We start from the raw sequence: 14,832 nt of genomic DNA, 5'->3' as shown, positions 1-14,832 counted from the left end.
CCGATGCTGCATGCTGTGCCTTTACACGGTCTTCGGCATGGAGCTGCGCATGACTTCCACCTTTCCGGACATCTCCATCAGCACGGACCGGTTGGTGCTGCGCCCGTTCGACATGGCGGACGTCCCCGCGTACATCGAGATGATGAACGACGAACTCGTCGTCGCCTGGACCGAGGCGCCCTACCCCTACACCCAGGTCGACGCCGAACGCTGGGTCCGCAGGATCGCTCCCGCACAGCGCACCAAGGGCGACGGCATCGTGCTCGCCGTCACCGAGTTCCTCACCCAACGCCTGGTCGGTTCGGTCCGGCTGCGCAACACCGACTGGCGCACCCGCGCCACCGAGGCCGCCTACATCACCGCCCCGTGGGCGCGGGGCGAGGGCTACGCCACCGAGTCGGTCCTGGCCCTGGCCCAGTGGCTCTTCCGCGACCAGGCCTTCGAGCGCATCGAACTGCGTACCGCCGCCGACAACACCGCCTCCCAGCAGGTCGCGCAGAAGCTCGGCTGCATCAGCGAGGGCGTCCTGCGCAACGCCCGCATAGCCCGCTCACAGACCGAGGACGGAGGATGGACCGACATCAGGACCGATCTGATCGTCTGGGGCCTGCTCCCCGAGGACCTCGAAGGGGTGGCCGAAGAGCTCGCCGACGCGGGTGGCTACGGCACCTACAACGACTGGAACTGAGAGCGGCCGGGCAGACGCCCCCGGGGCACCGACACCGCACTGGTCCGGACCAGGTAGCCTCACCCTGCCCCACCCCGGGCAACCAGCCCCACCTGCGACAACTCCAGGAGACTGACGACAGATGGCCGACCGGGTCACAGTGATCGGCTGGGACGGCTCACCACTGACCAGAGCGGCCACGGCCGCGCTCTCGGCCGCCACCCTCGTCGCCGGAGCCGCCCACCACCTCGCGCTGCCCGAAGTCCCGCACGGCGCGGAGCGGATCCGCCTCGGCTCGGTCGACCTCGCGGCCCGCCGGATCGCCGGCCACCGCGGCAGCGCCGTCGTGCTCGCCGACGGAGACCCCGGATTCTTCGGCGTCGTCCGCACCCTGCGCGCCCCCGAGCACGGCCTCGAAGTCGAAGTGGTGCCCGCCGTCTCCTCCGTCGCCACCGCCTTCGCCCGCGCCGGCATGCCGTGGGAGGACGCCCAGACCGTCGTCGCCCACCCCCGCACCCTGCGCCGCGCGGTGAACGTGTGCCGCGCCCACCACAAGGTCGCCGTCCTCACCTCGCCCGGTGCGGGACCCGCCGAACTCGCCCTGCTGCTCGAAGGCGTCCACCGCACCTTCGTCATCTGCGAGGAACTCGGCACCGATCGCGAACAGGTCACCGTCGTCACCTCGGACGCCGCCGCCGACCACGTCTGGCGCGACCCCAACGTGGTCATCGTCATCGGGGGAGGCCCCGAACAGCGGGCCGAAGGAGCCTGGATCGCGGGCCGCCACCCGGCCTATCCCCAGGGCGTACGAGGCTGGGCGCTGCCCGCCGACGCCTACCGCGGCGCGGGAACGGACGCCCACGGCGGGAGCGGCGAGGGCGAGGGCCCCGGACTGCGCGCCGCCCAACTCGCCCATCTCGGACCCCGGACCGGCGACCTGCTCTGGGACATCGGTTCCGGCAGCGGCGCCCTGGCCGTGGAAGCGGCCCGCTTCGGCGCCGCCGTCCTGGCCGTCGACAGCGACCCCGACGCCTGCGCCCGCACGACCGCGGCCGCCCGGGCCTTCGGAGTCCAGCTCCAGGTCGTCGAGGGCAGGGCTCCGCATGTGCTGGAACGGCTTCCCGAGCCCGACGTCGTGCGGATCGGGGGCGGCGGAGCCCCCGTCGTCACCGCCGTCGCCGCCCGCAGGCCCGAGCGGATCGTGACGCACGCGTCGACCCGGGACGAGGCCGAGGCCCTGGGCGCGGCTCTCACCGGGAACGGCTACACGGTCGCCTGCTCGCTGCTCCAGTCCGTCGAACTCGACACGGCCGCATGGGCGGAGCGCGAACGCACGGTCGTCTTTCTGCTTTCCGCACTGCGTTCGGACCTTGCCCCCTGACCCGGTCGGCATGCGGTGCGAGGTAGGCTGGCCGATTGTTGCACCGCGCCCGGATGTTCGTCGCTTCGTTCGTCAATGTCCGGAAAAGGGGACCGTTTTGGCCCCCGTTGTGGTACGGCAGAACCGGGGGACGCGCAACGTGGCGCAGTCCACAACGAGCCGTGGCGAAATGACCTGCCGCGGCGGCGAACGGCCGCGAGAATGCAGTATGTCCGCGACCGACTCGTGCCGCGCGGCGCGCCCGCTCGTTCCATGGGACGAGCATCGGCGTGCCGTGTCGGGGCGTCCCGGGCGAAGGGCCGAAGGAGCACTGACGATGGGCGAGGGGTACGCATGAGTGACACCGGCCAGATCCCGGGCGAGGGACTGCCGGAGAACGCAGGCATGGTGGAGCAGCCGGGCGCCCCCGCCCCGGGTGCCTACACCTTCCTCGACCCCTCCGAGCACGCGTCCGAGGACGACGATCTCCTGCTGATGCCGAGCCCCCAGGGTGCCTGGAGCGAAGCTCAGACGGGCCAGACACCGCTGCCCGAGCAGGGCGGGTACCGCACCGCTCCTCCCGCCCCGCAGCCGCAGACGGTGCCCCAGGGCGACGGCGGCGCGCAGGGCCCTGTCCAGTTCCAGGAGCAGGCCCAGGTCCCGGCGTACGCCATGCAGCAGGCCTCCGCGGCGGTCCAGGGGACCGGTCAGGGCACCCATGAGACCGGCGGCCGGGACTCCGGCCATGTCGACCTCAGCGGCGTGCGCATCCCGTCGCCCGTCCCGGCACCGGCGCAGGCCCAGACGCCCGTGCGCCGCCCGCTGCACCGCGGCCCGGCTTCCCCGGATTCCGGTCCCTCCTACGGGGGTACGTCCGGCGGCGGCGTGGTCCGTTCCCTGGCCGACCGCGGTCCGGCGGGTACGCCGCAGCCGCAGGGCCGGCCGCAGACGCAGCCAGCCGCGCAGGCGCCGGCACGGCACGCCGGCCCGGCGACCGCCGAACCCGAGTACTTCGAGCTGCCCGCTGACGAGGTGGCCGCACTCCCGGGCCCGCAGCTCGGCGAGATCCCGCCGCAGGGCGTCGGCCAGTGGGCGGCCCAGGCGCCGCAGCAGTCCGCCCCGCCGGCGGAGGCGGAGCCCGCGGCCCCGGAGGCGCCGGCAGCAGAAACGGTCGTCCCGGACGCCGCTGTTCCGGAGGCCGTCGTTCCGGAGCCGGTCGCCGGAGAGCCCGTGGCCGAACCTGCGGCCGAACCCGTGGCCGAGACGCAGGCGGAGGCGGAGATTTCCGCGATTTCCGCGCCGCTCGCGCAGCCGCTCGTGCCGGTGCCCGCACCCGCAGCGGTCGAGGTACCGGCCGAGGAGGCCGCTCAGCCCGAGGTGCCGGCGGAAGCCGCACCCGCGCACGCGGCAGCGGTTCCGGTCGTGGCCCCGCCTGCGGAAGCCGTCGCCCCCGCGGAACCGGCCGGCCCCGCCGAGGTCGTAGTTCCCGCCGAGGCCGAACCCGCCGCACAGCAGGTTGCCGAGGCCGTAGCTGCCGAGGCCGTAGTCGTCGAGGCGCCGCCGGCCCAGATCGTGCCCGCCGGGACCGCACCCGCCGCGGACGTCCCGGCGCAGGAGGTCCTGGCCGAGGCCGCGGAAGCGGAAGCCGTGCGGCCGCCCGAGGAGCCGGTTCCCGACGGATCGGCCCCGGGCCCGTTCGTACCCGTCGTGAGTACGCTCCCCGTGGCCGAGCAGCCGGTGGAGCCGGTGGAGCCGGCTCCGGAGGCGGTGGCAGAGCCTGCCCCCTTCGTCGCGGAACCCGGACCGGCCGGGACGGTGGAGGCCGCGCCGGTCGTCGAGACCGTCGCACCGGAAGCTGTCGTCGCACCGGAACCTGTCGTCGACCCGACGCCCGAGCCCGAGACGGGTCCCGAGGTCATCGAGACCCCGGACCTGACAGCCGGCCCGCCGGAGCACGTACAGGCCGAGGCCACCGAGCCGGAGCCCGTCAGCCCTCAGACCACCGAGCCGGAGCCCGTCCGCCTTCAGGCCACCGAGCCGGAACCGGCGACGCAGGCCACCGAGCCCGAGCCCGAGCCGGCGGCCCCGGCCGCCGAGCCCGCGGTGACCGCCGAGGCTCCCGCTCCCGCGACGGCCGACGGGCCCGCAGCCCCGCAGGACATCGACACCCGGGCCCCCGAGGCCGAAGAGGCGCAGCCCGTCGCGCCCCCCGCACCCGGCTACGACGACGCCGAACGCGAGGCTGTGCTGCGTGTCATGCGCGAGCGCCGCGACATCCGCAACGGCTTCCGCAGCGACCCCATCCCGCACGAGGTCCTCCTGCGGGTCCTGGAGGCCGCCCACACGGCGCCCAGCGTCGGGCACTCCCAGCCCTGGGACTTCGTCGTCATCCGTTCCGCGGAGACCCGCCGTTCCATGCACGAACTGGCGCAGCGCCAGCGCGAGGCGTACGCGAAGTCGCTTCCCAAGGCGCGGGCGAAGCAGTTCAAGGAACTGAAGATCGAGGCGATCGTCGACACCCCGGTCAACATCGTCGTCACGGCCGATCCCACCCGCGGCGGCCGCCACACGCTCGGCCGGCACACCCAGCCGCAGATGGCCCCGTACTCCTCGGCGCTCGCCGTCGAGAACCTGTGGCTCGCGGCCCGCGCCGAAGGCCTCGGTGTCGGCTGGGTCAGCTTCTTCGACGAGCGCGAGATGGTCCGTGAACTGGGTCTGCCCGAGCACCTCGAAGTCGTGGCGTACCTCTGTGTCGGTTACGTCGACGAGTTCCCGGAGGAGCCCGAACTGATGCAGGCGGGCTGGTCCAAGCGCCGCCCGCTGTCCTGGGTCGTCCACGAGGAGACGTACGGCCGCCGCGCCCTGCCCGGCGAGGAGCCGCACGACCTGCTCCAGGAGACCATCTCCAGCATCCGGCCGCTGGACGCCAAGGCGCTCGGCGAGGCTTGGGAGCGCCAGAAGCGGATGACCAAGCCGGCCGGTGCGCTCGGCATGCTGGAGATCATCTCGGCGCAGCTCTCCGGGCTCTCCCGGATGTGCCCGCCGCCGATCCCGGAGCCCGCGGCCGTAGCGATCTTCGCCGGTGACCACGGAGTGCACGCCCAGGGCGTCACGGCCTGGCCGCAGGAGGTCACCGGCCAGATGGTCGCCAACTTCCTCGGCGGTGGCGCGGTCTGCAACGCCTTCGCGAACCAGGTCGGTGCCGAGGTGTGCGTGGTCGACGTCGGCGTGGCCTCGGAGCTGCCCGCGCAGCCCGGTCTGCTGCCCCGCAAGGTGCGCGCCGGAACCGCGGACTTCACGACCGGCCCCGCGCTCACCCGCGAGGAGGTCCTCGCCGCGATCGAGGTCGGCATCGAGACCGCCCGCGACCTGGTGGCCGCAGGCAACAAGGGCCTGCTCACCGGCGAGATGGGCATCGCCAACACCACGGCGTCGGCCGCCCTGATCTGTGTCTACACGGGGATGGACCCGGCCGAGGTCACCGGCCGTGGCACCGGAATCAACGACGAGATGCACGCCCGGAAGGTCGACGTGGTGCGCCGCGCCCTCGACCTGCACCAGCCGGACCCGGCCGACCCGATCGGCGTCCTGGCGGCCGTGGGCGGCCTGGAGCACGCCGCGATGGCCGGGTTCCTGCTCGGCGGGGCGTCGCTCCGCACGCCGGTCATCCTCGACGGCGTGAGCGCGGGCGCCGCGGCCCTGGTCGCACGCGCCATCGCGCCGGAGGCCCTGGCCGCCTGCATCGCCGGCCACCGCAGCGCCGAGCCCGGCCACGTCGCCGCGCTCAACAAGCTGGGCCTGCGCCCGCTGGTCGACCTGGACCTCCGCCTCGGCGAGGGCACGGGCGCGCTGCTGGCGCTGCCGATCGTGCAGAGCGCCGCCCGCGCGATGCACGAGGTGGCCACGTTCGACTCGGCGGGCGTCACGGAGAAGTAGTCCACGGCCGCGGGGGTTTCGGGGGCGCTGCCCCCGTACCCCCGCTCCTCAATCGCCGGAGGGGCTTGATTCTGGGTCCGGGGCGGAGCCCCGCCCACCCCCGCGCCCCACCCCGTATCGTGAACCCCGTCCCACAACACCGCACGTCACAGCCGCTCCACCGCCGCAGCGGCCCGCAGCCCCCGCATCGCACGAGGAGCCCGCACCGCCATGGCCGAGCACGCCGATCACCCCGCCTACCCCGTCGGACTGCGCCTGAGCGGGCGCCGCGTAGTCGTCGTCGGCGGCGGCCAGGTCGCGCAGCGCCGTCTGCCCGCCCTCATCGCGGCCGGCGCCGACATCGTTCTCGTGTCCCCGTCCGCCACCCCGTCCGTCGAGGCGATGGCGGACGCCGGCGAGATCCGCTGGGAGCGCCGCCCGTACGCCGACGGCGACCTCGCCGACACCTGGTACGCCCTCATCGCGTCCGACGACACGGCGGCCAACGACGCCGCCTCCGCCGAGGCCGAGCGCACCCGGACCTGGTGCGTCCGCAGCGACAACGCGGACGCCGCCACCGCCTGGACCCCCGCCACCGGCCGCAGCGAGGGTGTGACGGTCGCCGTCCTCACCACCGACGCGCACGGCCGCGACCCGCGCCACTCCGCCGCCGTCCGCGACGCCATCGTCGAGGGCCTGCGCGACGGCACCCTCGCCGCCCCCCACCACCGCACCCGCGCCCCCGGCGTCGCCCTGGTCGGCGGCGGCCCCGGCGACCCCGACCTGATCACCGTCCGGGGCCGCCGCCTCCTCGCCGAGGCGGACGTCGTCATCGCGGACCGGCTCGGCCCGCGCGACCTGCTGGACGAACTGCCGCCGCACGTCGAGGTGATCGACGCGGCCAAGATCCCGTACGGCCGCTACATGGCGCAGGAGGCGATCAACAACGCGCTGATCGAGCACGCCAAGGCGGGCAAGGCCGTGGTCCGGCTCAAGGGCGGCGACCCGTTCGTCTTCGGGCGGGGCATGGAAGAGGCACAGGCGCTCGCGGCCGAAGGCATTCCCTGCACCGTCGTGCCCGGCATCTCCAGCTCGATCTCGGTCCCCGGCGCGGCCGGCATCCCCGTCACCCACCGCGGTGTCGCCCACGAGTTCACCGTGGTCAGCGGCCATGTCGCCCCCGACGACGAGCGCTCGCTGGTCGACTGGGAGGCCCTGGCCCGGTTGCGCGGCACCCTCGTGCTCCTGATGGCCGTCGACAAGATCGGCGCCATCGCCCGTACGCTCATCGCCCACGGCAAGTCCCCCGAGACGCCGGTCGCACTGGTCCAGGAAGGGACCACGGCCGCCCAGCGCCGCGTCGACGCGACGCTCGCCACGGTCGGTGCACGGGCCGTGGCCGAGGACGTCCGGCCGCCCGCCGTCATCGTCATCGGCGACGTCGTCGCGGTCGGCCCGGAAGCAGCCGCGCGAACCGCAGAGTAACCAGCGGTAACGGATCTTCCTCCAGACCGTTGGCACCACACACCGGACAAGGCAGTATCAAACCGTGGCTGATCTCATCACCGTCGACGACCCCGACGACCCCCGCCTGAGCGACTACATCGGTCTGACCGACGTCGAGCTCCGGCGCAGGCGAGAGCCCGAGGAGGGCCTCTTCATCGCCGAGGGGGAGAAGGTGATCAGACGCGCCAGGCACGCCGGGTACGAGATGCGCTCCATGCTGCTCTCGGCGAAGTGGGTCGACCTGATGCGCGACGTCATCGACGAGGTCCCGGCGCCCGTGTACGCGGTCAGTCCCGAGCTCGCCGAACGCGTCACCGGTTACCACGTGCACCGCGGCGCGCTCGCCTCCATGCAGCGCAAGCCCCTGCCGACGGCCGACGAACTGCTCCGCACCACCCGTCGCGTTGTCGTCATGGAAGCCGTCAACGACCACACCAACATCGGCGCGATCTTCCGCAGCGCCGCCGCGCTCGGCATGGACGCGGTCCTGCTCTCCCCGGACTGCGCGGATCCGCTCTACCGGCGCTCCGTCAAGGTCTCGATGGGCGCCGTCTTCTCCGTGCCCTACGCCCGCCTCGACACCTGGCCCAAGGCGCTGGAGACCGTACGCGAAGCGGGCTTCAAGCTGCTCGCGCTGACGCCCGACGAGAAGGCGAGCAGCATCGAGGAGGCCGCGCCGCACCGGATGGACCAGGTGGCCCTGATGCTCGGGGCCGAGGGCGACGGACTGTCCACGCAGGCCCTCGTCGCCGCAGACGAATGGGTGCGCATCCCGATGGCCCACGGGGTCGACTCGCTGAATGTCGGCGCCGCCGCAGCGGTCGCCTTCTACGCGGTGGCGACCGGTCGCCCGGAGAGTTAGAAGGGGGCCTCGGCCCTCTCGCTCGGATCATGCCGGGCACGGGGGCCGGCCCGATCCGAACGAAAGGCCCTGACCGGCCTACTGCTCGCTCTGCCCCTGGCTCTGACCCGCTCCGAGCCCGCGGGCCGGACCCTGGCAGCCCTGAGCCGCCGCGATGCCCAGCGCCACCAGCAGTGTCACCACGACGAAGACCACCAGCCGCTGGCGCAGCAGCCGCGGATTGGCGGGACGCCGGCCGGTCGAGGTCGAGCGCGTGCCGGGCCGGGTACCCGGCCGGCCGTTCGTCCCTGCCGCGCCCTGCGGCCTCTTGCCCGAACGCGTCGTGTTGCGCGGCTGCTGCTGCGCGGGGCGCGAACCCCCGGTGCGGGGTGACGCCGGCCGCGGTGACGCCGCCTGCCGGTTCTGCGGCCGCGACGCCGGAGCGGGGCCGGGGGCGCGACGCGTCTGCTGCTCGGTGTACGGACCGTCCAGACGCCCGGTCGGCCGGTCCGCCTCCTGCGCCGAACGCTGGGCGGGCGGGCGGCTCTCGTGCAGCCCCTGTGCCTCCCGCGCCGCGATCTCCTTGAGCCGCATGGAGAGTTGCAGCGTGCTGGGCCGCTCCTCCGGGTCCTTCGCCAGGCAGGCGCTCACCAGCGGTGCGAGCGCGTCGTGCACGTCGTGCAGCTGAGGCTCCTCGTGCACCACGCGGTAGAGCATCACCTCGGAACTTCCGTGGCCGAACGGCGAATCGGCCATGGCCGCGTACGCCAGCGTGGCCCCGAGGGAGAAGACGTCCGTCGCGGGGGTCACCGCCGCGCCCCGCACCTGCTCGGGCGCGAGGAAGCCGGGTGATCCGACCGCCGTACCCACGTGCGTGAGCGTGGAGGCGCCGGTCGCCCAGGCGATTCCGAAGTCGATGATCCGCGGGCCCTTGGGGGACAGCAGGATGTTGGAGGGCTTCAGGTCCCGGTGGACGACACCTGCCTCGTGCACCGCCACCAGACCCTCGGAGAGCGCGGCCCCGATCGACGCCACCTCGGCAGCCGACAACGGACCCTCCTCGGCCACCTTGTCGTGCAGCGAGGGTCCGGGAACGTACTGCGTGGCGAACCACGGACGGTCCGCCTCCAGGTCGGCGGCGACCAGCCGTGCCGTACAGCCGCCGCGGATCCGCCGGGCGGCGGACACCTCGCGCGCGAACCGCGAGCGGAACTCCTGATCCTCCGCCAGGTCGGGGCGGATCACCTTCAGCGCCACCCGCTGGCCCCGCCGGTCCGAGCCCAGGTAGACGACGCCCATGCCGCCCGCCCCGAGCCGCCGGTGCAGCCTGAACGAGCCGACGACACGCGGGTCCTCGCGCCGGAGCCGCATCATCGCCATGTCTGCCCATCCCCGCTGCCTGGTCCGCCTGACGAGGCACAGCTTACGTACCCGCCGCCCGGGGCGCTCAGAGGCCGCGCCCTCGCCCGGGAATCGATTGTCAGTGCCGGGTGGGAAACTTGAGGAGTGGTCAGGGGGCCGCGGATCCAGGCTCCCCGGCCCGTGCGAGATCTCAATGGTCCGTCGCAGAAGGGGGATTGGATCAATGAAGGGCGATCGAGTCGAGATAGTCGTGGACGCCGGAGACACGACCCGAACCTACGAAATGGTGGCCTCCAGAGCAGGGCGCAGGGTGGAGACTGCGGTCCGCCGAGGGGTGGTCGAAGTGAGTGAAGTCACGAGGAACGGCTCCGTGGTGCGCACCGCCCGCTTCATGGCGACCAGGGTCCTCGCCCTGGTCGAACAGCCGGTTCCCAGGGAGGACGTCTCCGAGCGTCCCCTCGGGGATGACCCCAACGTCCGGTAGGCCCGTCTCCACCCAGGGGAGTACGCCGACCACCCACGGCTCATCCTCCGGGAGGCCCGGCATTCGGTACGCGGGCATGACGCCGCCCGCTTCCCGGATCCCTAATGTTGAACTCAAGCGGTGGGTGCCGCACTCGTCCCCCGAGGTCAAGCACCCACCGCCCCACATCAGGTCAGGAGAGGAACCATGGCGGACACGGCAGCGCGGACGATGGTCCGTACGCAGGGACGCAAGGCCTATGCCTCGTTCGGCAGCCGCCCGTCGTCCGGCACACGCCACCCCTTGGTGGCGACGGCCATGGTTCTTCCTCTGGCGGCCCTGCTCGTAGTCGTCTTCGGCGGCTGGGAAGCGGTGGTCACACAGGCGTCGTCCGTGGGCGTGATGCTGGGGCGCTGAGCGGCGCCCCGGGTCCGGAAGAGCGGTCCGGACCGGGACATCCGGCCAACAACCCCGTGGGGACGGGGGTGCGGCGGACGGCAGCGTTTGTCCGGTCAGCTGGGGAGCTGACCGGACATCGCGCTGTCCGGGGCCGTGCGCGCCCCCTCGCACCGGCCGGCCGGCACGACCCGCGTACGCTCTCCGGCGGGTGCGGCGCCGGCCGGGCCCGCCGAGCCCGCGCCACCCGGGGGAGTCCGTGACCACCGCTGTCGTACGTGCGCTGGGCGACCTCGCCCACGAAGCGGCCCACGTCCGTCCCGGGCCCCGCTGCGCCTGCCCGGCGCCGGTCGTCCTCGCGGACCGCGCGGACGGCACCGTCGTCCGCTGCGGCCCCGTCGTCGCCAAGGCCCACGCCGCCGGAACGGACACCGCCGGGCTCTCCGCCCGCCTGGGCCTGGCCGTCGGCGCCGGGCTCGCGGGTGTCCTGCTCGCGCCCCTTCCCGTACGGCCCGCCGAGGTCCGGGCAGGGCACGGCGACGCCTCGCCGTACCTCACGGAGCTGCACGGCCGCCCGGTCACCCTGTGGCCGTACGGGGAGCCCGTGGACCCCGGGGACCCGGACCAGGCGCCCTGGGAGGCGACAGCCGTCCTGCTGGCCCGCCTCCACCGTGCGGGGGCCGGGACGGGCCGCTCCATGCCGGGAGAGCGGTCCGGGCCACCCAGGGCGCCCGCTTTCCGCGCACCCGGCACGGGCGCACCCGTCGTCCGCGCACCCGGGACGGGCGTGACCGCGGTGCCCGCCATGCGCGGTCCGGCGAAGGCCGCGCTCGCCGTGGCCCGGATGCGTGCGGCCCGGCCCGGCGAGCAGGCCACGGCCCCCGTGCTGGCGGCCTGGCGCGGGCTGCCGCCCTGGGCGAGGGACGAGGCCCCCGCTCCCGCGCACCTTCTCTGCCACGGAGACCTGCACCTGGGCCAGCTGGTCCGGCACCCCGCGCCGCACGGCCCGTGGCTGCTCATCGACGTCGACGACGCCGGGTGGGGCGATCCCACGTGGGACCTCGCGCGGCCCGCCGCCTGGTACGCGGCCGGCCTGCTGCCCCCCGAGGTCTGGTTCCGCTTCCTGGCCGCCTACCGGGCCGCAGGCGGCCCCGCGGTACGCGCCGACGGTGACCCGTGGCCCGAGCTGGACGTCGCGGCCCGCGCGCTGACCGTACAGACGGCCGCGCTGGCTCTCGCCAAGTCGGCTGCGGAGCACAGGGCTCCGGACGAGGTGGAACAGGTGATGATCGACGCCTGTGTCCGAATTGCCGCTCTCCCGCCCGAGTTGAGCGCCGAACACTCGTCGTAGGGTGAACCGACCGCCGTCGGGCATGCATTCCGGCGACGGCTAACCGACGGCGAGGAGTGAGCCCGCAGATGCAGTGTCCCAAGTGCCACGCACAGATGCAGACGTACAACCGCAACGGCATTCAGATCGAGCAGTGCAGCGGCTGCCGGGGGATATTCCTGGACTACGGCGAGCTGGAGTCCCTGACCCGCGTGGAGGCGCAGTGGACGCAGCAGGCCCCGCCGGCGCCGCCCGCCCCGCAGGCCTACCCCGCGGCCCCGGCGCCCGCCTGGGGCGCCCCGCAGCACCACGGTGGACACCACCAGGGTCACTACCGGCAGAAGAGCTTCGGCCGGATGCTGTTCTCGTCCTGACCCGGCACTCCCGTCTCCGTGGCCCGGACGGAACACGTCCGGGCCACGGAGACGGCTTGCGGGACAACGACGAAGCCCCGGTCGTCGAGACGACCGGGGCTTCGGACGGTGCGCGATACTGGGATTGAACCAGTGACCTCTTCCGTGTCAGGGAAGCGCTCTCCCGCTGAGCTAATCGCGCAGGGTGAACCTGCGTGTACTGCGTGCGCGATACTGGGATTGAACCAGTGACCTCTTCCGTGTCAGGGAAGCGCTCTCCCGCTGAGCTAATCGCGCGGGGATCCTTGCGGATCAGTGGACGATACTGGGATTGAACCAGTGACCCCTTCCGTGTCAGGGAAGTGCTCTCCCGCTGAGCTAATCGTCCTTGGAGGTGGAGACGGGATTTGAACCCGTGTAGACGGCTTTGCAGGCCGTTGCCTCGCCTCTCGGCCACTCCACCAGGGGTGGGGGTTCGGGAAAAATCCCCCACCTTCTGCGAGCGGACGACCAGGTTCGAACTGGCGACCTCAACCTTGGCAAGGTTGCGCTCTACCAACTGAGCTACGTCCGCTTGTCGGTTCCGGTTCGCTTGCGCGTCCCGGCGACGTGTTGAACTCTAGCGGATTCCGGGGCCAGTACAAAAACGCGTTTGTGCAGCGTGCTGAGGTGCGCTCGCCCCGGCGCGGGTCACCGCGCGCCGTCCTAGACTCACCGACGTGCACGACCTTGCTCCAATGGCCCGCTTCGGCGGCCTCGTCGCCTCCGATCTGCAGGATGTGACCAGTGATCCCGCAGCCCTCGACTCGTCCGGATTCTGGGCGGTTTCAGCGGATTTCGAGGGCCGGCTCGTCTGTGCCCGCTTCGCCACCGTGCGTACCGCGGCCGTGCCCGCGCCCGTGCGCGGCGCATGGCGCGGTCCGGCCGCCGGTGACTGGACCTCGTCCCTCGACCGCGCCGCGTACACGGAGGGCGTACGGCGCATTCGCGCGTACATCGCGACCGGCGAGGTCTACCAGGCCAATCTCTGCCGTGTGATGACCGCGCCGCTGCCCGATCCGGCCGGGGCGGACGTGGACGCCCTCACCGCGCTGCTTGCGCGCGGCAACCCGGCCCCGTACGCAGGAACGATTCGGCTTCCCGGTCACGGGGTGGAGATCGCCACCGCCTCGCCGGAGCTGTTCCTGCGCAGGGACGGCCGCACGGTCGAGTCCGGACCGATCAAGGGCACCGGGCGCACGGAGGCCGATCTCCTGGAGAAGGACCACGCCGAGAACGTGATGATCGTCGACCTGGTCCGCAACGACCTGGGCCGCGTATGCGCCACCGGATCGGTCACCGTCCCCGACCTCTGTGCCGTCGAGAAGCACCCCGGTCTCGTCCACCTCGTCTCCACCGTGCGGGGCCGGCTCGCCGACGGCACCGGCTGGCCGGAACTGCTCGCCGCGGCCTTCCCGCCCGGGTCCGTGACCGGGGCACCCAAGTCCAGCGCGCTGAGGATCATCGAGGAACTGGAGACCGCCCCGCGCGGCCCGTACTGCGGAGGCATCGGCTGGGTGGACGCCGACCGGGCCACCGCCTCCCTCGCCGTGGGGATCCGCACCTTCTGGACCGACCGCACGGGCGGCGCTCCGGTGCTGCGGTTCGGCACCGGAGCCGGCATCACCTGGGGATCCGATCCGGAACGTGAGTGGGCCGAGACCGAACTGAAGGCGTCCAGGCTGCTCGCGATAGCGTCGGGCGCATACGAAGCAACCGGAAGGACCGCACCATGAAGATCTGGGTCAACGGGGGACTGCGGGCCGCCGATGACGCCCGGGTGTCCGTGCTCGACCACGGGCTCACCGTCGGCGACGGCATCTTCGAGACGGTGAGGACCACCGACGGCAGGCCCTTCGCACTCACCCGCCACCTCGACCGGCTGACCCGCTCCGCCCAGGGCCTCGGACTGCCCGCGCCCGACCTGGACGAGGTGCGCCGCGCCTGCGCCGCCGTCATCGAGGCGAATCCGGCCGCGCTCGGCAGGCTGCGCATCACCTACACCGGCGGGATCTCTCCGCTCGGCTCCGACCGCGGCACCGCGGGCCCCGGCCTCGTGGTCGCCCTCGGAGAGGTGAAGCGCCGCCCGGACACCACGGCGGTCATCACCGTTCCGTGGACGCGCAACGAACGCGGCGCGCTCACCGGGCTCAAGACCACCTCGTACGCCGAGAACGTCGTCGCCCTCGCCCGCGCCCACGAGAAAGGCGCCTCCGAGGCGCTGTTCGCCAACACCGTCGGCCGCCTGTGCGAAGGCACCGGCTCCAACGTCTTCGTCGTCCTCGACGGACAGCTGCACACGCCGCCGGTCGCCTCCGGCTGTCTCGCCGGGATCACCCGCGCACTGGCGGTGGAATGGACCGGGGCGCAGGAGACGGACCTGCCGTTCGACGTCCTGGACCGGGCCGATGAGATCTTCCTGACCTCCACCCTCCGCGACATCCAGGCCGTCCACCGCGTCGACGGCCGGGAGCTGCCCGGCGGCCCGGGGCCGGTGACAGCCAAGGCCATGCGGGTCTTCGACGAGCGGGCCGGCGACGACCTGGACCCGTGACACGTGAGCGCCCGGCGGGTCCGTCGCCGCAAAAGCGGATGACGCG

12 protein-coding genes and 5 tRNA genes are annotated in these 14,832 nt (G+C 73.2%); 11 read left to right on the top strand and 6 right to left on the bottom strand.

Annotation, left to right across the window (positions count from 1 at the left end; genetic code table 11):
* The first annotated feature begins 10 nt into the window (after positions 1-10).
* The 5 genes from OG446_RS05390 to OG446_RS05370 all read left to right on the top strand — a co-directional run bounded on the left by OG446_RS05390 (position 11) and on the right by OG446_RS05370 (position 8,310).
* Positions 11-688 (top strand): GNAT family N-acetyltransferase, encoded by a 678-nt coding sequence (locus OG446_RS05390; protein ID WP_328892942.1) that lies wholly within the window; start codon positions 11-13, stop codon positions 686-688.
* A gap of 121 nt (positions 689-809) precedes the next feature.
* Positions 810-2,048, top strand: a complete 1,239-nt coding sequence (cbiE, locus tag OG446_RS05385) for a precorrin-6y C5,15-methyltransferase (decarboxylating) subunit CbiE (RefSeq protein ID WP_328892941.1) — start codon at positions 810-812, stop codon at positions 2,046-2,048.
* Between the two features lie 333 nt (positions 2,049-2,381).
* Complete coding sequence (cobT, locus tag OG446_RS05380) at positions 2,382-5,963, top strand: nicotinate-nucleotide--dimethylbenzimidazole phosphoribosyltransferase (RefSeq protein WP_328892940.1); 3,582 nt, start codon at positions 2,382-2,384, stop codon at positions 5,961-5,963.
* A 210-nt stretch (positions 5,964-6,173) separates the two neighbouring features.
* Complete coding sequence (gene cobA, locus OG446_RS05375) at positions 6,174-7,427, top strand: uroporphyrinogen-III C-methyltransferase (RefSeq protein ID WP_328892939.1); 1,254 nt, start codon at positions 6,174-6,176, stop codon at positions 7,425-7,427.
* A 64-nt stretch (positions 7,428-7,491) separates the two neighbouring features.
* Entirely contained in the window at positions 7,492-8,310 is an 819-nt protein-coding gene (locus OG446_RS05370) for a TrmH family RNA methyltransferase (protein WP_328892938.1), read from the top strand.
* Positions 8,311-8,388: 78 nt separating this feature from the next.
* Here the strand turns inward: OG446_RS05370 and OG446_RS05365 are convergent, their stop codons facing one another.
* Positions 8,389-9,669, bottom strand: a complete 1,281-nt coding sequence (locus OG446_RS05365; RefSeq protein WP_328892937.1) for a serine/threonine-protein kinase — start codon at positions 9,667-9,669, stop codon at positions 8,389-8,391.
* Between the two features lie 205 nt (positions 9,670-9,874).
* Here OG446_RS05365 and OG446_RS05360 point away from each other — a divergent pair, with 205 nt between their 5' ends.
* The 4 genes from OG446_RS05360 to OG446_RS05345 all read left to right on the top strand — a co-directional run bounded on the left by OG446_RS05360 (position 9,875) and on the right by OG446_RS05345 (position 12,214).
* Positions 9,875-10,135 (top strand): hypothetical protein, encoded by a 261-nt coding sequence (locus OG446_RS05360; protein ID WP_328892936.1) that lies wholly within the window; start codon positions 9,875-9,877, stop codon positions 10,133-10,135.
* 186 nt (positions 10,136-10,321) lie between these two features.
* Entirely contained in the window at positions 10,322-10,531 is a 210-nt protein-coding gene (locus OG446_RS05355; protein ID WP_219567733.1) for a hypothetical protein, read from the top strand.
* A gap of 238 nt (positions 10,532-10,769) precedes the next feature.
* Positions 10,770-11,861, top strand: coding sequence for a phosphotransferase (locus tag OG446_RS05350; RefSeq protein WP_328892935.1), 1,092 nt, complete (start codon positions 10,770-10,772; stop codon positions 11,859-11,861).
* Between the two features lie 68 nt (positions 11,862-11,929).
* Complete coding sequence (locus tag OG446_RS05345) at positions 11,930-12,214, top strand: TFIIB-type zinc ribbon-containing protein (protein ID WP_148016266.1); 285 nt, start codon at positions 11,930-11,932, stop codon at positions 12,212-12,214.
* Positions 12,215-12,323: 109 nt separating this feature from the next.
* Here the strand turns inward: OG446_RS05345 and OG446_RS05340 are convergent.
* The 5 genes from OG446_RS05340 to OG446_RS05320 all read right to left on the bottom strand — a co-directional run bounded on the left by OG446_RS05340 (position 12,324) and on the right by OG446_RS05320 (position 12,767).
* A tRNA-Val gene (locus OG446_RS05340) sits at positions 12,324-12,395 on the bottom strand.
* A gap of 23 nt (positions 12,396-12,418) precedes the next feature.
* Positions 12,419-12,490 (bottom strand) — tRNA-Val (locus tag OG446_RS05335).
* Positions 12,491-12,509: 19 nt separating this feature from the next.
* Positions 12,510-12,581, bottom strand: a tRNA-Val gene (locus tag OG446_RS05330).
* A gap of 1 nt (position 12,582) precedes the next feature.
* A tRNA-Cys gene (locus OG446_RS05325) sits at positions 12,583-12,656 on the bottom strand.
* Positions 12,657-12,694: 38 nt separating this feature from the next.
* A tRNA-Gly gene (locus OG446_RS05320) sits at positions 12,695-12,767 on the bottom strand.
* 163 nt (positions 12,768-12,930) lie between these two features.
* Here OG446_RS05320 and OG446_RS05315 point away from each other — a divergent pair.
* Together OG446_RS05315 and OG446_RS05310 are read left to right on the top strand one after the other, a co-directional pair.
* Positions 12,931-13,968, top strand: a complete 1,038-nt coding sequence (locus OG446_RS05315; protein ID WP_328898199.1) for a chorismate-binding protein — start codon at positions 12,931-12,933, stop codon at positions 13,966-13,968.
* Entirely contained in the window at positions 13,965-14,786 is an 822-nt protein-coding gene (locus OG446_RS05310) for an aminotransferase class IV (RefSeq protein WP_328892934.1), read from the top strand. The genes OG446_RS05315 and OG446_RS05310 overlap by 4 nt, the downstream gene beginning before the upstream one ends.
* Positions 14,787-14,832: the final 46 nt, after the last annotated feature.

The sequence above is a fragment of the Streptomyces sp. NBC_00236 genome (assembly GCF_036195045.1).
Lineage (GTDB): Bacteria > Actinomycetota > Actinomycetes > Streptomycetales > Streptomycetaceae > Streptomyces.
The sequence above is the reverse complement of the archived record's forward strand: the minus strand, read 5'-3'. Positions and strand labels throughout refer to the sequence as shown.